Source organism: Streptomyces sp. NPDC088194, assembly GCF_040702025.1.
In the GTDB taxonomy this organism is placed as follows: Bacteria; Actinomycetota; Actinomycetes; order Streptomycetales; family Streptomycetaceae; genus Actinacidiphila.
In genome coordinates, this window is record NZ_JBFBIV010000038.1 from 61,219 (window position 1) to 78,686 (window position 17,468).

Annotated in this window: 16 protein-coding genes and 1 rRNA gene; 11 read left to right on the top strand and 6 right to left on the bottom strand. The window is 71.9% G+C overall.

Annotated elements, in window-relative coordinates:
• Positions 1 to 251: 251 nt before the first annotated feature.
• Entirely contained in the window at positions 252 to 3,011 is a 2,760-nt protein-coding gene (locus tag AB0399_RS21935; RefSeq protein ID WP_366412478.1) for an FHA domain-containing protein, read from the top strand.
• Between the two features lie 104 nt (positions 3,012 to 3,115).
• Here the strand turns inward: AB0399_RS21935 and AB0399_RS21940 are convergent, their stop codons facing one another.
• From AB0399_RS21940 to AB0399_RS21950, 3 genes are all read right to left on the bottom strand, one after another.
• Positions 3,116 to 3,967 (bottom strand): transglycosylase SLT domain-containing protein, encoded by an 852-nt coding sequence (locus AB0399_RS21940; protein ID WP_329370748.1) that lies wholly within the window; start codon positions 3,965 to 3,967, stop codon positions 3,116 to 3,118.
• 274 nt (positions 3,968 to 4,241) lie between these two features.
• Positions 4,242 to 5,390, bottom strand: a complete 1,149-nt coding sequence (locus AB0399_RS21945) for an S-adenosylmethionine:tRNA ribosyltransferase-isomerase (protein WP_366412479.1) — start codon at positions 5,388 to 5,390, stop codon at positions 4,242 to 4,244.
• Entirely contained in the window at positions 5,387 to 6,217 is an 831-nt protein-coding gene (locus AB0399_RS21950; protein ID WP_366412480.1) for an SDR family oxidoreductase, read from the bottom strand. Before AB0399_RS21950 ends, AB0399_RS21945 begins: the two co-directional genes overlap by 4 nt.
• A gap of 191 nt (positions 6,218 to 6,408) precedes the next feature.
• Between AB0399_RS21950 and AB0399_RS21955 the strand changes: the two genes are divergently transcribed.
• The 3 genes from AB0399_RS21955 to AB0399_RS21965 all read left to right on the top strand — a co-directional run bounded on the left by AB0399_RS21955 (position 6,409) and on the right by AB0399_RS21965 (position 8,925).
• Positions 6,409 to 7,680 carry a GAF domain-containing sensor histidine kinase gene (locus AB0399_RS21955; protein WP_366412481.1) on the top strand — a complete coding sequence of 424 codons (1,272 nt, stop codon included), beginning with the start codon at positions 6,409 to 6,411 and terminating at the stop codon, positions 7,678 to 7,680.
• The gene (locus AB0399_RS21960) at positions 7,673 to 8,317 is read left to right on the top strand and encodes a response regulator transcription factor (protein WP_329370756.1); all 645 of its coding nucleotides are present in this window, start codon (positions 7,673 to 7,675) and stop codon (positions 8,315 to 8,317) included. The genes AB0399_RS21955 and AB0399_RS21960 overlap by 8 nt, the downstream gene beginning before the upstream one ends.
• A 368-nt stretch (positions 8,318 to 8,685) precedes the next feature.
• A complete protein-coding gene (locus tag AB0399_RS21965; protein ID WP_328462550.1) occupies positions 8,686 to 8,925 on the top strand; it encodes a chaplin family protein in 240 nt (79 codons plus the stop codon).
• Positions 8,926 to 9,069: 144 nt separating this feature from the next.
• On the opposite strand, the gene AB0399_RS21970 is transcribed toward AB0399_RS21965, so the two are convergent.
• Complete coding sequence (locus AB0399_RS21970; RefSeq protein WP_329370761.1) at positions 9,070 to 9,858, bottom strand: hypothetical protein; 789 nt, start codon at positions 9,856 to 9,858, stop codon at positions 9,070 to 9,072.
• A gap of 133 nt (positions 9,859 to 9,991) precedes the next feature.
• On the opposite strand from AB0399_RS21970, the gene AB0399_RS21975 reads away from it, so the two are divergent.
• The 4 genes from AB0399_RS21975 to AB0399_RS21990 all read left to right on the top strand — a co-directional run bounded on the left by AB0399_RS21975 (position 9,992) and on the right by AB0399_RS21990 (position 13,475).
• Positions 9,992 to 10,783 (top strand): ABC transporter ATP-binding protein, encoded by a 792-nt coding sequence (locus AB0399_RS21975; protein WP_328462546.1) that lies wholly within the window; start codon positions 9,992 to 9,994, stop codon positions 10,781 to 10,783.
• A 71-nt stretch (positions 10,784 to 10,854) separates the two neighbouring features.
• Positions 10,855 to 11,286: an NfeD family protein gene (locus AB0399_RS21980; RefSeq protein ID WP_328473944.1), complete on the top strand. Its 432-nt coding sequence runs from the start codon at positions 10,855 to 10,857 to the stop codon at positions 11,284 to 11,286.
• 267 nt (positions 11,287 to 11,553) lie between these two features.
• Positions 11,554 to 12,561 carry an SPFH domain-containing protein gene (locus tag AB0399_RS21985; RefSeq protein WP_366412482.1) on the top strand — a complete coding sequence of 336 codons (1,008 nt, stop codon included), beginning with the start codon at positions 11,554 to 11,556 and terminating at the stop codon, positions 12,559 to 12,561.
• A 146-nt stretch (positions 12,562 to 12,707) separates the two neighbouring features.
• Entirely contained in the window at positions 12,708 to 13,475 is a 768-nt protein-coding gene (locus tag AB0399_RS21990) for a sulfite exporter TauE/SafE family protein (protein ID WP_329370764.1), read from the top strand.
• Positions 13,476 to 13,490: 15 nt separating this feature from the next.
• Here AB0399_RS21990 and AB0399_RS21995 read toward each other — a convergent pair whose 3' ends face one another.
• Entirely contained in the window at positions 13,491 to 13,994 is a 504-nt protein-coding gene (locus tag AB0399_RS21995) for an HNH endonuclease (RefSeq protein WP_328462540.1), read from the bottom strand.
• A 113-nt stretch (positions 13,995 to 14,107) separates the two neighbouring features.
• Positions 14,108 to 14,650 carry a YbhB/YbcL family Raf kinase inhibitor-like protein gene (locus AB0399_RS22000; RefSeq protein WP_366412483.1) on the bottom strand — a complete coding sequence of 181 codons (543 nt, stop codon included), beginning with the start codon at positions 14,648 to 14,650 and terminating at the stop codon, positions 14,108 to 14,110.
• A gap of 189 nt (positions 14,651 to 14,839) precedes the next feature.
• On the opposite strand from AB0399_RS22000, the gene AB0399_RS22005 reads away from it, so the two are divergent.
• The 3 genes from AB0399_RS22005 to AB0399_RS22015 form a co-directional block, all read left to right on the top strand.
• Positions 14,840 to 15,478: a DNA-3-methyladenine glycosylase gene (locus tag AB0399_RS22005; RefSeq protein WP_366412484.1), complete on the top strand. Its 639-nt coding sequence runs from the start codon at positions 14,840 to 14,842 to the stop codon at positions 15,476 to 15,478.
• A 152-nt stretch (positions 15,479 to 15,630) separates the two neighbouring features.
• Positions 15,631 to 16,905 carry a tyrosine--tRNA ligase gene (gene tyrS, locus AB0399_RS22010; protein ID WP_366412487.1) on the top strand — a complete coding sequence of 425 codons (1,275 nt, stop codon included), beginning with the start codon at positions 15,631 to 15,633 and terminating at the stop codon, positions 16,903 to 16,905.
• A 494-nt stretch (positions 16,906 to 17,399) separates the two neighbouring features.
• Positions 17,400 to 17,468: ribosomal RNA gene (locus AB0399_RS22015) — 16S ribosomal RNA — on the top strand; the annotation flags it as partial.

Genomic DNA, 17,468 nt, shown 5'->3' on the forward strand with positions numbered 1-17,468 from the left:
GGGCGGGGCGGTACGGCGGGACGCGGGTCGTGCGGTCCGGCGCGGGGCGCCCTGCCGGGGTGGTACTACTTATCCGGCACTCGCCGAACCGGGTCGGACCGAAGGCGTCGCGGCGCGGAACCGGGGGTGCGCAGGGTGCGTCGTGGGGCGTGGAGGGTGGCAATCGGTGACCGATCCGAGCCTGAAACAGTTCCTCCCGATGTTCGCAATCCCTAGACTGCCCCTCCATGGGGGACTTCGGGGGACAACAAATGGGGCATGGGGTGCCTGAACTCGTACTCGAACTCAACGGACAGACCTGGCCGCTGGACCCATCCCGGTCCTACAGCCTCGGCCGCGACCCGCAAGGCGACCTCGTCCTCGACGATCCGAGGGTGTCCTGGCGGCACGCCACGATCCGCCGCGGTGAACGCGGCTGGCTGCTGGAGGACTTGGGCAGCACCAACGGCACTTTCGTGCAGGGCCGGCGGGTCCAGAACGCCGACGTCGGCCCCGGCGCCGCGGTCCACCTCGGCAACGCGACCGACGGGCCCCGGCTGGACTTCACCGGTCCCGCGGGTGCGAGCGCCGGAGCGGGTGTGGGCGCGGCGGCCGCGGGGGCCGCCTCGGCCCAGGCCGCGCCGCAGTCCGCACCTCAACAGGCCCCGCAGCAGGCGGCCGCCTACCAGCAGGCACCGCCCCAGGCGCGCCCGCAGCAACCGCCACAACCGCCGCAGCAGCCGCAACCGCAGTACCAACCCCCGCAGCAGCAGCCGCAGATGTACGCGGGACAGCCGCAGGGCGTCCCGCAGCAGGGGCAGCACGGGCAGCAGGGCGCGGGGGGTTGGGGTGCTCCGCCCGCGCAGGTCCCGCCGCAACAGCCGCCGCAGCAGGGCTGGGGCCGGCCGCCCCAGCAGCAACCGCAGCCGCCCGGCCCGCAGATGCAGCAAGCCCCGCAGCAACCACCGCAGCCGCAGCAGTCTCCGCCGCAGCAGCCGCAGGGCGGAGCGCCCGGCTACGGCGTGCGCAGCCCCACCACCTTCCACCAGCTCGCGCTGGGCCGGGTGATGAAGATCGGCCGTGCGCTGGAGAACGAGCTGGTCGTCTCCGACCTCCAGGTCTCCCGCTACCACGCGGAGTTCCGCGCGCACCCGGACGGCCGCTACGAGATCGCCGACCTGGGCAGCCACAACGGCACCTATGTCAACGGCCAGCCGGTGCAGCGCCATCTGCTGGGCCCCAACGACATCGTCGGCGTGGGCCACTCCACCTTCCGGCTGGTCGGCGACCGGCTGGAGGAGTTCGTCGACACCGGCGACGTGTCGTTCTCCGCGCGCCGCCTGTCGGTGACGGTGCCGCACGGCAAGACCACGAAGACGATCCTGCGGGACGTCTCCTTCGGGGTGCCGGAGAAGTCGCTGATCGGCGTGATCGGCCCGTCCGGCTCCGGCAAGTCGACCCTGCTGCGCGCGCTGACCGGCTACCGGCCGGCCGACCAGGGCGAGGTGCTGTACGACAACCGCAACCTGTACAAGCAGTTCGCGGAGCTGCGCCAGCGCATCGGCCTGGTCCCGCAGGACGACATCCTGCACAAGGAGCTCCAGGTCAGGACCGCGCTGCGGTACGCCGCCAAGCTCCGCTTCCCCGGCGACACCGCGACCGCGGAGCGCGAGGCGCGGATCGACGAGGTGCTGCGCGAGCTGAAGCTCGACATCCACGCCGACAAGAAGGTCACTTCGCTCTCCGGCGGCCAGCGCAAGCGCGTCTCGGTCGCCCTGGAGCTGCTGACCAAGCCGTCGCTGATCTTCCTGGACGAGCCGACCTCCGGCCTCGACCCGGGCATGGACCGCGACGTGATGAAGCTGCTGCGCGGCCTCGCCGACGACGGCCGGACCGTCCTGGTCGTCACCCACTCGGTGGCAGAACTGGCGCTGTGCGACAAGCTGCTGGTCATGGCGCCGGGCGGCGCGGTGGCGTACTTCGGCCCGCCGGACGAGGCGCTGACCTTCTTCGGCTACGACAACTGGGCCGACGTCTTCTCCGCGTTCGAGAACTACCGCGACTACGACTGGTCCGGCCGCTGGCGCGGTTCGCAGCACTACCAGACGTACGCCGCCGAGCTGGACCAGGCGGCCCCGCAGGCCGCGCACTACATCCCGTACCAGGCGGCGCGGCCGCCCAAGCCGCAGGGCTGGGGCTCGCAGCTGGTCACGCTGGTCCGGCGCTACCTGTCGGTGATCGTCTCCGACCGGGGCTTCATCGGGCTGATGGTGATCCTGCCCGCGGTGCTCGGCGTGGTCAGCATCCTGATCCCCGCCGACTACGGCCTCGGCCTCGGCAAGGCGCCGTACTTCCAGAACAAGGACGCGGGCACCATCCTGATGATCCTCGCGGTCGGCGCGTGCTTCGCGGGCGCGGCGAACTCGGTCCGCGAGCTGATCAAGGAGCGGGTGATCTACGAGCGGGAACGCGCGGTCGGGCTGTCCCGGTCGGCGTACCTGATGTCCAAGGTCATCGTGCTCGGCCTGATCACCGCGCTGCAGGGCGCGATCATCTGCGGCATCGGCTTCGCGCCGCGCAAGATGCCCACCCAGGGCGTCGTCCTGCACAGCCACCCGGGCGTGGAGATGACGCTGGTCATCATCGTGTTCGGCTTCACCTCGATGATGGTCGGCCTGATCATCTCGGCGCTGGTGAAGACGGCGGAGAAGACCATGCCGCTGCTGGTCATGTTCGCCATCGTGCAGATCGTCTTCACCGGGGTGCTCTTCCAGCTCTACGGCAAGCCCGGGGTGGAGCAGCTGTCCTGGCTGATGCCGGCCCGCTGGGCGGTGGCCGGGGCGGGTGCCACGGCGAGCCTCAACACGCTGCTGCCATGGGACCCGACCCGCAGGACGCATGACGCGCTGTGGCAGCACACCGCGGGCGCCTGGACGTTGGACGTCGTGGTGCTGCTGGCGATGTCCGTGCTGTGCGGCTTCGTCGTCGCCCGGCTGCTGCGCCGGCACGAGCCGGAGGTCATGCGGAAGTAGCCGGTCCGCGGCCCGGCCGCGGGCAGTTCAGGGCAGCGGAAAGGGCGGTGGGACGCATGTGTCCCACCGCCCTTTCGGGTTCCCGCATTCGGCGGATCGCTCGATCAGTACGCCGAGTTCACGTTGTCCATGCCGCCGTACACGTGGTACGCGTAGTTGCAGGCGGCGGCGATGTTCGCGACCGGGTTGTAGACGTTCCACGAGGTGCCGGAGACGTGGTACGCGTTGAACGTGGGGTCGATGGTCTGGAGCAGGCCCTTGGAGGGAATGCCCTTCGCGGCGTTCGAGTCCCACAGGTTGATCGCGTTCGGGTTGCCGGACGACTCCCGAATGATGTTGCGGTAAATGCCGTTGTACGTCGGGACCGGAATGTTGTGCGCGGCCAGGGTGGCCCGGGCCTCGCGAATCCAGCCGTCCAGGTTGTTCGGGTAGGTCACCGCGGCCGGCGCCGCGGTCGTGGCCTTCGCGACCGGAGCGGCCTTGGCGACCGGGGCGGCCTTCTTGGCCACCGGCGCGGTCTTCTTGATCACCGGCGCGGTCTTCTTGATCACGACGCGCTTGGTGGAGCGGTTGGCCGCTTCCTTGGCGCGCGCGGCGGCCTCGTCGGCCGCCTTCTTCTTCGCAGCAGCCGCGTCCGCGGCCTTCTTCTTCGCGACGGCGTCCGCAGCCGCCTTCTTCTTCGCCGCGGCGTCCGCGGCGGCCTTCTTCTGAGCAGTGGCCTGGTCGGACATGGCCTTCTGGGAGGCCATGCCGGACTCGGGGCTGATGCTCTTGACCTGGTCGCCGGTGGAGACGGAGAACCCAGTCGGGTCGCCTGCGGCGACAGCCGACCCACCAGCGGTCGCCTCGAGACCGGTGACTGTCAGGGCAACGGCCGCGGCGGCGGCGACACCGGCCACCGTGATCTTGTGCTTCCTGGACAGTCGGTCGATCTTCGGGATCGTGGGGAGCTGCATGCGGGATTACCTCTTCCGATTGGGACCCGAGAATTGTTAGAGGGTCGGAAATCGGGGGTCAATGAGCCCTGCTACGAGCCGAACTCGTAGATGCGGCTGGCGCCCGCGCCGGAGTTCCCGGGTTTTCTCCCGGAGTTTCGGGACCTGAATTCCACTAAGCTCCTTAGTATGTGACGCAGGTCCTATAGGTGAGGTCACAAGGGGGCACCCCCTGCGTCGCGGAAGGTGACGGAGGGGGTGCTTTATGTGACGCTTATTCGGGGGCCGAAAGCCCTTATGGCAGCAGCAGGTTGACGTCTCCGAACTCGTGCCAGAGATAACGGCCGCGCAACGCTTCCGCGTAGACGCGGGTGAGCAGCCCGTCGCCCGACAGGGCCCGCAGCATCAGCAGGTGGGACGCCTCCGGCTCGTGCAGCCCGGTCAGCAGGCCGTCCACCGCGCGCACCCCGCGCTCCGGGGTGATCACCAGCTCCGTCCAGCCGTGTGCCGCCCGCACCACCCCGCGCCCGTCGGCCGCCGACTCCAGCGCGCGCACGGCAGTGGTGCCGACCGCCACCACCCGCCCGCCGGCCGCCCGGGCCGCGTTCACCTGCCACGCGGTGCTCGCCGGCACGGTGTACGGCTCCGCGTACGGCGGCTCGTGCGCCTCGGCGGACGCCACCCCGGTGTGCAGCTCGATCGGTGCGATCTGCACTCCCCGGCTGACCAGCTCCGTGACCAGCGACGCGGTGAACGGCCGGGCCGCGCTCGGCATCTCCGCCGAGCCCCGCCCGTCGGCCGACGGCGTGCCGAAGACCGTCTGGTACGCCGACAGCGGCTGGTCGCGCGCGGTGTACGCGTAGCGGATCGGCCGCCCGTGGCGGCGCAGGTGCCGCACCACGTCCGGCACCCGTACCGACGCCACCCACAGCCGGTCGGTGGCCGGGTCCAGCGGGCGCTCCAGCACGAGCCGGCCGCCGCCGGCCAGCCGCACCTCGGTTCCGGCCGGTCCGCCGGGCCTGCGCACGGTCGAGCCGTGCCCGTCGGGGGAGCGCACCTCCACCACCCAGCGGCCGTCGTCCCGCCGGGTGGAGAAGTGCACCACCACGGGCGGGCCGGCCTTCGAGTCGGCCCGGGCGCGGTCGCTCCCGCCGGTGCCCGGGTCCGCCGCCCAGCCGTCCAGCGCCGCCGGCAGCGTCCTCGACGTGTTGACCACCAGGACGTCCCCGGCCCGCAGCAGCCCGGGCAGCTCGCGGAACCCGTGGTGGGTCACCTCGCCGCCGCTCCGCCGCCCGACCAGCAGCCGTACCGCGTCCCGGCGCGGCGCGGGCACCGCGGCCGACAGTTCCGGCGGCAGCCGGAGGTCCGCCAGGGCCCCGGTGTCCACCCGGGCCGCCTCGGCGTCGCAGGTCTCGCAGACCAGGGCCGGTGCCGCCGCGCTCATCGCGCCTCCTTCGGGCCGGCCAGTTCGGCGGCGACGTAGCGGCCGCTGCCGGCCGGGCCGTCGAGCAGCCGCAGCACCGCGGGCGCCACCTGCTCCGGCAGCAGCCGCTCCGCGAAGTCGGGGTCGTCCGGCACCGCCGCCGCGTACAGCTCGGTCCGCAGGTCGCCGGGGTCCACCCACCACACCCGGACCGCGGGTTCCTCCTCGGCGAGCACCGCCGACAGGTGGTCGAGCGCGGCCTTGCTCGCGCCGTACCCGCCCCACGTGGGATACGCCGCCACGGCCGCGTCCGAGCTGACGTTCAGCACCGCGCCGCCTGCCGCCCGCAGTCCCGGCAGCGCCGCCCTGACCAGGGCGAAGGGCGCCATGACGTTGGTCTCCAGCGCTTCGCGCAGCCCGTCCTCGGCCAGCTCGGCCAGTGGCACCAGCGGCTCCGCGCCCAGCGAGCTCGCGTTGTTGACCAGCAGGTCCGGACCCGCGCCGCCGCCCAGTTCCCGGGCCGCCGCGACCAGCTCGGCGCGGTGCTCCGGGCGCGTCACGTCACCGGCGACCGCCCGTACCCGGCCGCGCGCCGGCCGGTCCGGTGCTGTGCTTCCGCCCTGCGGACCCCGCGCACCTTTGTCCCCTATATAGGGGGCATTGTGAGATTCGCCCGATTTGAGGGTTGTTGGATCGTCGGTCCGGTCGCGCTCCAGGTCCCGTACCGACGCCCGCAGCCTGTCCGCGTCGCGGCCGTCCAGCACCAGGTCCCAGCCGCGTCCGGCCAGCTCCTCGGCCAGCGCCCGGCCCAACCCGCGCGACGCGCCCGTGATGATCGCCACCGGCATGGTGCCCGCCTTCCGCCACGGCCCGGCGCGGTCGCCGGACCCGATGCCCACACCGTAGGAACGCGACCGCGCCGCCCGCCTCGGGCGGCCGCCGCAACCGGCGCGGGCACTTGGCCCTAGTCCACAGGGACCAGGACAGTCCGTCCTGCGGCGCATACGGCCCGTCACCTGCGGCGGGTACCGTTGAGGGCATGTCCGAACGGGCGCCGCGAGGCGGCATCGAAGCGGTCAGCGCCGCGATCGTGGCGATGAACCGGCGGCTGGAGGTGCGCGAGGTCCTGCAGACCATCGTGGCCTCGGCCCGGGAACTGCTGGGCGCGCAGTACGCCGCGCTCGGCGTGCCCGACGACCAGGGCGGCTTCGCCCAGTTCGTGGTCGACGGGGTCAGCGACGAGGAGTGGAAGGCGATCGGCCCGCTGCCCCGGCAGCACGGCGTGCTCGCCGCGATGCTCCACGAGGCCACCCCGCAGCGGCTCACCGACGTACGCGACTTCGAGAGCTTCGCCGGCTGGCCGCGCGCCCACCCGGTGATGAAGGACTTCATCGGCATGCCGGTGGCCGACGGCGACGAGATCCTCGGCGCGATCTTCCTCGCGAACAAGAAGATCCCGGCCGAGCGAGCCGGCAACGCCGACAGTTCCGGCAACGCCGACGGCCCCGGCAGGGGTGCCGACTCCGATGCCGGCGCCGATGTCGGGACCGATGCCGGCGCGGGCTCCGCCCAGGACGCCGCGGACCGGGCCTGCCCGGCCGGTTTCACCCAGGACGACGAGGACCTGCTGCGCATCCTCGCCGACCACGCCGCCATCGCCCTCACCAACGCACGGCTGCACGAACGCAGCCGCGAGCTGACGCTGGCCGGCGAGCGCGCCCGGATCGCCCACGAACTGCACGACGCGGTCTCCCAGAAGCTCTTCTCGCTGCGGCTGACCGCCCAGGCGTCGGCCGCACTGGTCGACACCGACCCCGGCCGCGCCAAGGAGGAGATCCGGCAGGTCGCCATGCTCGCCGCCGAGGCCGCCGACGAGCTGCGGGCCGTCGTCGTGGAGTTGCGGCCGGCCGCGCTGGACGAGGACGGGCTCGTGGCCACCCTGCGCACCCAGGCCGACGTCCTGGACCGGGTGCACTCCGCCAGCGTGACCTTCCGCGCCTTCCGGACGCGCGCCTTGCCCGCGCCCCAGGAGGAGGCCCTGCTGCGGGTCGCCCAGGAGGCCACCCACAACGCGCTGCGGCACGCGGCCCCCCGCACGGTCGCCGTCACCCTCGAAGGACACGGCAGGGGCGCCCGGCTGCGCATCCGCGACGACGGCCGCGGCTTCGACCCCACCGCCGTCCGCCGGGCCGGCCGCCACCTCGGCCTGGTTTCCATGCGGGACCGCGCCGACGGCGTCGGCGGATCGCTGAGCGTGCAATCGGAGCCCGGCAAGGGCACCGTCATCGAGATGGAGGTGCCAGGTGGCTGACAAGGTGATCCGGGTGCTGCTCGTGGACGACCACCAGGTGGTCCGCCGCGGCCTGCGGACGTTCCTGGAGGTCCAGGGCGACATCGAGGTGGTCGGCGAGGCCGCCGACGGCGACGAGGGCGTGGCCCGCGCGCTGGAGCTGCGGCCCGACGTGATCCTGATGGACGTCAAGATGCCCGGCACCGACGGCATCGAGGCGCTGCGGCTGCTGCACGAGGCGGACAGCCCCGCCCGGGTCCTCATCGTGACCAGCTTCACCGAGAAGCGCACCGTGGTCCCCGCCCTGCGGGCCGGCGCCGCCGGTTACGTCTACAAGGACGTCGACCCGGTCGCGCTCGCCGACGCGATCCGCTCGGTGCACGCCGGGCACGTCCTGCTCCAGCCCGAGGTGGCCGGGGCGCTGCTCGCCCCGGACCAGCCCGCCCCGGGCAGCGGGCGCGGCAACGCGCTGACCGAACGCGAGCGCGAGGTCCTCGGTCTGATCGCCGACGGCCGCTCCAACCGGGAGATCGCGCGTGCGCTGGTGCTCTCCGAGAAGACCGTGAAGACCCACGTGTCGAACATCCTCATGAAGCTGGACCTCGCCGACCGCACCCAGGCGGCGCTGTGGGCGGTCCGCAACGGCGTCGGCGACTGACCGTAGGCATCCGGCCGTGGGCGACCGGTCGTGGACGTCCGGTCGTGGACGTCCGGTCGTGGACGTCCGGTCGTGGACGTCCGGCCGTGGGCGAAAGGTCGTAAGACGTCCGGTCGTGGGCGACCGGTCGTCGGCGACTGACCGCCGGCGACCGGCACGCGCCCGCCGGGGCACCTGGCGCGCGTGGCCCGTCGGCGCGCTCCCTCGGGCGCCGGCGCGCCACGCCCGCACACCCGCGCTTGGCGGAGTGAGATTCATACTGTCGGGTGTATGTCTCCCGGGGCGCGCATCCGATGCGGCGGCGATCCGTTCTGCATGGCGTGTCGCGGCGGCTGGCCGCGACGCGTCTCGCAAGGAGGAAGTTCGAAGTGAAGAACCTGAAGAAGGCCGCGACCATCACCCTCGTGGCGGGTGGCCTCATCGCCGCCGGCGCCGGTGCGGCCTCGGCCGACTCGGGCGCGCACGGTGCCGCCGTGAAGTCCCCGGGCGTGGCCTCCGGCAACCTCGTGCAGGTCCCGGTGCACGTCCCGGTCAACGTGGTCGGCAACACCGTCAACGTGATCGGCCTGCTCAACCCGGCCTTCGGCAACACCGGCGCCAACCTGTGACACCGGCCGCCGCCTGAACCTCGGGCGGCACCAACCCGCGCGGGCCCCGCGGCCGACGTCCCCGTACGTCGCCGCCGGGCCCGCACGGCTGTCGGGCCGGTACGGGTCGCGGCCCCGGTCGCGAACCCCGCGGCCGGCCCCCGACTACGGCCGGCGCCGCTCCGCCTCCTCCACGTACGCGTTGTACGCCGCCACCTGCGCGCGCCGCGCGGTCCGCTCCACCGGCCGCAGCAACTCCGCGCGGGCCGCGATCTGCGACGCGCTCACCGCGCCGCCGTGCCCGTCGGACGCTATCGACACCAGCGCCGCCACCCGCTGCGCCAGCTCCAACACCCGCACCGCGCGCGGCGGGTAGCCCGGCGCGAGCACCTCGCGGCCGCGCTCCGCCCGCGCCCGGTACGCCTCCAGCGCCGCCTGCGCGGCCGGACCCGCGCCGGCCACGTCGAGCTGCGCCAGCGCGTCGGTGGCGTCGCGCAGTGCCTCGGCCAGCTCCCGCTCCGCCTCGCCGAGCGAGGGCACGTCGGCCGGCGGGGAGTCGCGTACCGGCAGGCACTGCCACTCCACGTCCACGTGCAGGTCACCGGCCGGCCCGGCCTCGTAGACCTCCGGGACCAGGCCGAGCGAGACCGCGCCCACCGTCAGCACCGCCTCGCCGGCCGCCATCGCGCGGGCGTTGAACTCGGGCGGGCCGGACAGCCCCAGCGGGTGCCCCGCCACCGGCAGCGCGAGCCGCAGGCCGGTGACGCCCAGGGCGCGGAGTCTGCCCAGGCCCAGGGTGAGCCCGACCGGGGCCGGTTCGCCCGGCAGCCCGACGACGCGGTGCACCGCGTCGTCGGCCGAGATCCGCTGAGCAACGTCATCAGGGGCGGCAAGTCCGGCAAGCAGGGCATTTCCCCACGCCGCCAGCCGTCCTGAACGAGGTTCATCAAGCATGCCCCCAGCCTATGGACTGGACCGCTCGTGTGGTGGCGTAAGTTTTCCTCGGGGGTTGTTCCTTCCGGCCCGTGCCGATCCCGGCACACCGACATGCCGAGACTGCCGAGATGCAATGGGAGACAGCGCGCTCATGAGCGATGTACTGGAGCTGGTGGACGTATCCGTGGTCCGCGACGGACGCGCTCTGGTCGAAGGGGTCTCCTGGTCGGTCGCCGAGGGCGAGCGCTGGGTCATCCTCGGTCCCAACGGCGCCGGCAAGACCACCCTGCTGAACGTCGCCTCCAGCTACCTCTTCCCGAGCGCGGGCACCGTGCAGATCCTCGGCGAGAAGCTCGGCAGCGTCGACGTCTTCGAGCTGCGGCCGCGGATCGGCGTGGCCGGCGCCGCCATGGCGGAGAAGATGCCGCGCCGCCAGACCGTCCTGGAGACCGTGCTCACCGCCGCCTACGGCATGACCGCCACCTGGAACGAGGGGTACGAACAGGTCGACGAGGAGCGGGCCCGCGCCTTCCTCGACCGGCTCGGCATGACCGAGTTCCTCGACCGGAAGTTCGGCACCCTCTCCGAGGGCGAGCGCAAGCGGACCCTGATCGCCCGCGCGATGATGGTCGACCCCGAGCTGCTGCTGCTCGACGAGCCCGCGGCCGGACTCGACCTCGGCGGCCGCGAGGACCTGGTGCGGCGGCTCGGCCGGCTCGCCCGCGACCCGATCGCGCCCTCCATGATCATGGTGACCCACCACGTCGAGGAGATCGCCCCCGGCTTCACCCACGTGCTGATGATCCGCCAGGGCAAGGTGGTCGCCGCCGGCCCGCTGGAGACCGAGCTCAGCTCCCGCAACCTGTCGCACTGCTTCGGGCTCCCGCTCGTCGTCGAGCGTCGCGGCGACCGCTGGACCGCCGCGGGTCTGCCGCTGAAGTAGGAACCCGGCAGCAACCCCCGACGTAGGTGTCCGGCTTGCGCACTGCCGCAACTGGGCCGTGTACGCCTACGATTGGCGTCGTGGACGCATGGGTGTGGTGGTTGGTGGCCGCGGTGGGGCTGGGCATCCCGCTGGTGATCACGGCGATGCCCGAATTCGGCATGTTCGCGGTCGGAGCGGTCGGCGGAGCCGTCACCGCGGGAGCCGGCGGCGGCATCGTGGCCCAGGTCATCGTCTTCGTCGTGGTCTCCGTGGCGCTGCTCGTCTTCGTCCGGCCGATCGCCTACCGCAACCGCCAGCGTCCCGAGCAGCGCAGCGGCGTGGACGCGCTCAAGGGCAAGCGGGCCGTCGTGCTCGAACGCGTCGACGACGGGGCGGGCGGAAGGATCAAGCTCGCCGGGGAGATCTGGTCGGCCCGCGCCCTGGAACACGACCGCGTCTTCGACCCCGGCCAGCAGGTGGACGTCGTGGAGATCGACGGCGCGACCGCGGTCGTGATGTAGGCCCGTAGGACCCGCGGCGAACCCGCGGCACGGAAGTACCCGCAGCACCGAAGGACCGCAGCACCCGCAGCACCCGCAGTATCGAGGGACCGCAGCACCGCAGAGCTTGGACCGCAGAGCACCACCGCACAGCACCACCGCAGCAGTCAACGAGCCGCCGCAGACCGGGAATTCGCCGAACCCCGCACGCGGTACGCCTACTGTCTGCGACAATTGATCATGTCGTAGTACATGCTCCATCCGCACTCAACCGGCGCCGGAGTGACCATGCAGCCCATCATCATCGTCCTCATCATCCTGGTGGTGCTCGTCTTCATCGCGCTGATCAGGACGGTCCAGGTCATCCCCCAGGCCAGCGCCGCCATCGTCGAGCGCTTCGGCCGCTACACACGCACCCTCAGCGCCGGGCTGAACATCGTCGTCCCGTTCATCGACACCATCCGCAACCGCATCGACCTGCGCGAACAGGTCGTGCCGTTCCCGCCGCAACCGGTGATCACCCAGGACAACCTGGTGGTGAACATCGACACGGTCATCTACTACCAGGTCACCGACGCCCGGGCCGCCACCTACGAAGTCGCCAGCTACATCCAGGCGATCGAGCAGCTCACCGTCACCACGCTCCGCAACATCATCGGCGGCATGGACCTGGAGCGCACCCTCACCTCGCGCGAGGAGATCAACGCGGCGCTGCGCGGCGTCCTCGACGAGGCGACCGGCAAGTGGGGCATCCGCGTCAACCGCGTCGAGCTCAAGGCGATCGAACCGCCCACCTCCATCCAGGACTCGATGGAGAAGCAGATGCGCGCCGACCGTGACAAGCGCGCCGCGATCCTCACCGCCGAGGGCATCCGGCAGTCCCAGATCCTCACCGCGGAGGGCGAGAAGCAGTCCTCGATCCTGCGCGCCGAGGGTGACGCGAAGTCCGCCGCCCTGCGCGCCGAGGGTGAGGCGCAGGCGATCCGCACCGTCTTCGAGTCGATCCACGCCGGCGACCCGGACCAGAAGCTCCTCGCCTACCAGTACCTCCAGATGCTCCCGAAGATCGCCGAGGGCGACGCCAACAAGCTCTGGATCATCCCCAGCGAGCTCAACGACGCCCTCAAGGGCCTCGGCGGCATGGTCAACATCCCCGGCCTGAGCGGCAACGGAGGCAATGGGGGCAACGGAGGCAACGGCGGCGCCCCGGCCAACGGCACCGGCGCGAGCCCCGCCACCCGGCCCGCGGCCACGCCCGCGCCCCGCCGCGAAGCCCCGCCGTTCGACAAGGACTGACCCGGCGAGAAGCGCTGAGAAGCACCGGGGGCGCCGCCGGCCAGGACCGGGCGGCCCCTCGAAGCACGCGCACCGGTGTGGCATGATCGCTGCGCACCCCTCGACCGTCAACGGCGGGGAGGACGCGCACCGATCATGGAGGGCCGATGTCGCCAGCGGAAGCCGTCGCCGTGCTCGCCGCCGGAATCGGAGCCGGCACCATCAACACCATCGTCGGCTCGGGCACCCTGATCACGTTCCCCGTCCTGCTGGCCGTCGGCCTGCCACCCGTCACCGCGAACGTCTCCAACACCCTCGGCCTGGTGCCCGGTTCGGTGGCCGGCGCCATCGGCTACCGGCGCGAACTGGCCGGCCAGCGCGAGCGGCTGCTGCGGCTGGGCGGCTTCTGCCTGATCGGCGGCTCGGCCGGCGCCATCCTCCTGGTCAACCTGCCGTCCAAGGCGTTCCACGCGATCGTGCCCGTGCTCATCGCGCTCGCCCTGGTCCTGGTGGTCCTGCAACCGCGCCTGACCCGCGCCATCCAGGCGCGCCGGCAGCGCAGCGGGTCCGCCGCCCCCGTGAACGGCGGACCCTTCCTCCCGCTCGGCATCCTCCTCGCCAGCGTGTACGGCGGGTACTTCGGAGCCGCGCAGGGGGTCCTCTACCTGTCCCTGATGGGACTGCTCCTCGACGAGACGCTCCAGCGGATCAACGGCCTGAAGAACGTGCTCGCCGCGATGGTCAACGGCATCGCCGCGCTGTTCTTCATCGTCATCGCCCACATGGACTGGGTCGCGGTCGCCCTCGTCGCGGCCGGCGCCACCATCGGCGGGCTGATCGGCGCCCGGGTGGGGCGCCGCCTCCCGCCGATGGCACTGCGCGGCCTCATCGTCGTGGTCGGCGTCGCGGCGATCGTCCAACTCCTGCTGAAGTGAACGCCGGTGACCGGCTCAGGCCGGCACCGCCAGCCACTCCGGCAGGTCCGCACGATCCCGGACACCCAGCGCCAGCAGCAGCGCGTCGGCCGGAGTGGGCTCGAACGGCCGCACCAGCAGCCGCATCCCGGCCTGCTCCGGCGTACGGTCCGCCTTGCGCTGGTTGTCCTCACCGCACGCCGCCACCGTGTTCAGCCAGGTGTCGCCGCCACCGCGCGACTTCGGCTGCACGTGGTCCACGGTCGTGGCCCGCCGCCCGCAGTACGCGCAGCGGTGCCGGTCACGCACCAGCACCCCTCGCCGCGACCACGGCGCCCGTTGTCGAAACGGCACCCTGACGTACCGGCACAGCCTGATCACCTGCGGCATCGGCATCTCCACCCGCGCCGCACGGACCCGAAGACCGGGGTGGGCCTGCTCGACGACCGCCTTGTCCTGCATCACCAGCACGACCGCACGCCGCAGCGACACCGTCGACAGCGGCTCGAAACTCGCATTCAGCACCAGCGTCTCACGCATTTCCGCCCACCTCCCGGGGTCTTTCAGGTGGGACCACTGTGCCCGCGACGCCCGCGCCGGACAACGGAGTTTTCCGCCGGGGTACGTGCCTGCGCGGGTGCCGGGGACGCGCCTCAGGCCGCGTCGGCCGGCACCTCGTAGACGCCGATCAGCTGGGCCCGCGCCAGCGCGTGGAACCGGAGGTTGAAACCGACCACCGCGGGCGACGCGTCCGCGTCCGGCCCCAGCTTCTCCGCGTCCACCGCGTACACGGTGAACACATAGCGGTGCGGGCCGTCCCCGGGCGGCGGCGCGGCGCCACCGAAGTCCCGGGTGCCGTAGTCGTTGCGTACCTGTACCGCGCCCGCCGGCAGCCCGGCGAAGTCCCCGGACCCGGCGCCCGCGGGCAGCTCCGTCACCGACGCCGGGATGTCGAACACCGACCAGTGCCAGAACCCGCTGCCGGTCGGCGCGTCCGGGTCGTAGCAGGACACCGCGAAGCTCTTGGTCCCCGCCGGGAACCCCTCCCACCGCAGCTGCGGCGAGGTGTTCCCGCCCGCGAACACCTGGGCGTCCTTGAGCGCCCCACCCGGCGCCACATCGTCGCTGACCACCGTGAACGCCGGCACCGGCGGGTGGAAGTCATGGGGGAGCGGCCGTCGCGCTTGCTCGGTCACCTCGACACCTCCTGTGGGGAACGAAGCCCCTGTTGGGAACGAAGCCCCCGCCGGGACCGGGCCCCTGCCAGGAACCGGGCCCCGCCGGGAACGGAGCGAACTGGCTCCGAGCCTAGGGCCTGCCGAGTGGATCTCCACGGCGTCCGCGCCGCCCACCCGGTTCCGGCTCGTCCACTACGCTCCTGCCTCGTGACCACTCCACCGGACCGGACCCCGCTGAAGCGCTCGTTCTTCGACCGGCCGGTCCTGGAGATCGCCCCCGACCTGCTCGGCCGCACCCTCGTCCGCGCCACCGACGACGGCCCGATCGAGCTGCGGCTCACCGAGGTCGAGGCGTACGACGGCCCCAACGACCCCGGCTCCCACGCCTACCGCGGCCGCACCGACCGCAACGCCGTGATGTTCGGCCCGCCCGGCCACACCTACGTCTACTTCACCTACGGCATGTGGCACTGCCTGAACCTGGTCTGCGGCCTGGCGGGCACCGCCAGCGGGGTGCTGCTCAGAGCCGGCCGGATCACCGCGGGCGCCGACCTCGCCCGCCCCCGCCGCCCCACCTCCCGCAAGGACGCCGACCTCGCCCAGGGCCCGGCCCGGCTCGCCACCGCACTCGGCGTGGACCGCACGCTCAACGGCGCCGACGCCTGTTCCGCCGACGGCGGCCCGTTCCGCGTCCTCACCGGCACCCCGCCCGCCGCGGGGGCCATCCGCAGCGGCCCCCGTACCGGAGTCGGCGGCGACGGGGCGGCCCACCCCTGGCGCTACTGGATCGACGCCGACCCCACGGTCAGCCCCTACCGCCCGCACACGCCGCGCAAGCGCGGATAATCGACTCGCCGGAACCACGTACCCTCGGGCACGCTGGTACCAGGAATCCCGGCACCCGGGCGCAAGCCGCCCAGGCGCTCGGCGACCCGGGCGGCCAGGAACCGAACCGAGCAGGTCGCAGACCCGAGCAGATCCAAGGAGACATGGACACCGTGACGGACATCGTCGACGAGCTGCGGTGGCGGGGCGTACTCGCCCAGACCACCGACGAGGAAGCCCTGCGCAAGGCGCTCGCGAACGGTCCCCTCACCCTCTATTGCGGGTTCGACCCCACCGCGAAGAGCCTGCACGTCGGCCACCTCACCCAGATCCTGACGCTGCGCCGCTTCCAGCTCGCCGGCCACCGGCCGATCGCCCTGGTGGGCGGGGCCACCGGCCTGATCGGCGACCCGAAGCCCAGCGCCGAGCGGGTGCTCAACGACGTCGAGACCGTCCAGCAGTGGGTCAGCGCGCTGCGCGGGCAGCTCTCCGCGTTCCTCGACTTCGACACCCCCGGCTCGACCCAGGCCGTGATGGCCAACAACTACGAGTGGACCGAGGGCGTCTCCGCCCTCGCCCTGCTGCGCGACTACGGCAAGCACTTCAGCATCAACCAGATGCTCGCCCGTGAGACGGTCAAGACCCGCCTCGACGGCGAGGGCATGAGCTACACCGAGTTCAGCTACGTGATCCTCCAGTCGCTGGACTACCTGCAGCTGTACAAGGAGTACGGCTGCACGCTGCAGATCGGCGGCAGCGACCAGTGGGGCAACATCACCGCCGGGCTCGACCTGATCCGCCGAATCGAGGGCAACCAGCCGCACGGCCCCGCGCACGCCCTCACTCAGGTGCTGCTCACCAAGGCCGACGGCACCAAGTTCGGCAAGACGGAGGGCGGCGCCGTCTGGCTCGACCCCGAACTGACCACGCCCTACGCCTTCTACCAGTTCTGGCTGAACGCGGACGACCGTGACATCGCGCGCTACCTGCGCACCTTCAGCTTCCGCTCCCGCGAGGAGATCGAGGAGCTGGAGCAGGCGAGCGCCGAGCGGCCGCAGGCCCGGGCCGCACAGCGGGCGCTGGCCGAGGAGTTGACCACGCTGGTGCACGGCGCCGACCAGTGCGCGGCCGTGGTCGCCGCTTCCAAGGCGCTTTTCGGCCAGGGCGAGCTCGGTGACCTCGACGAGCGCACCCTCACGGCGGCGCTCAGCGAGCTGCCGCACGCCAAGGTCACCGAACTGGCCCCGATCGCTGACCTGTTGACCCTGGTCGAGCTGGCCCCGAGCAAGTCCGCGGCCCGCCGCACCATCAAGGAGGGCGGCGCCTACCTCAACAACGAGAAGGTGGCCGGCGAGGACGCCGTACCCGCCCAAAGCGACCTGATCCACGGGCGTTGGCTGGTGCTGCGCCGGGGCAAGCGCAACCTCGGAGCGGTCGAACTGGCCTGAGACGGCCGGAAATCCACGTTTGAGCGGCGACCGAACTTGACTCGGTCGCCGCTCGTGCGTAACGTAGTCCGAGTCGCTGAAACGGCGCGCCTGCTTCACACGAGGCTCCGCCGGCCGAGCGGCCACCCACTACTGACGATGCCCCGATCTTCGGGTTGTTTTTTGGTGCGCCAAAATCCAATTCGAAGAAGCCGATTAGGAATCGGCCCAGGAACGGAGTACAGTAGTAAACACGAAGGGAAAGCCCGGAGGGAAAACCGGAAACGGTGGACCGAAGGAAGCTTCCGTTCCTTGAGAACTCAACAGCGTGCCAAAAGTCAACGCCAGATATGTTGATACCCCGTTCCGGTCGTTTCGATCGGGATGAGGTTCCTTTGAAAAAGTCCTTCCTCGGTTGAGGGAGGCGACACAGCGAGGACGCTGTGCACTGCGGGGACTATTCCTCCTCGTGGTGCCGCTCTTTCGCGGGTGTGCTACCGGATTACCGGTGAACATTCACGGAGAGTTTGATCCTGGCTCAGGACGAACGCTGGCGGCGTGCTTAACACATGCAAGTCGAACGG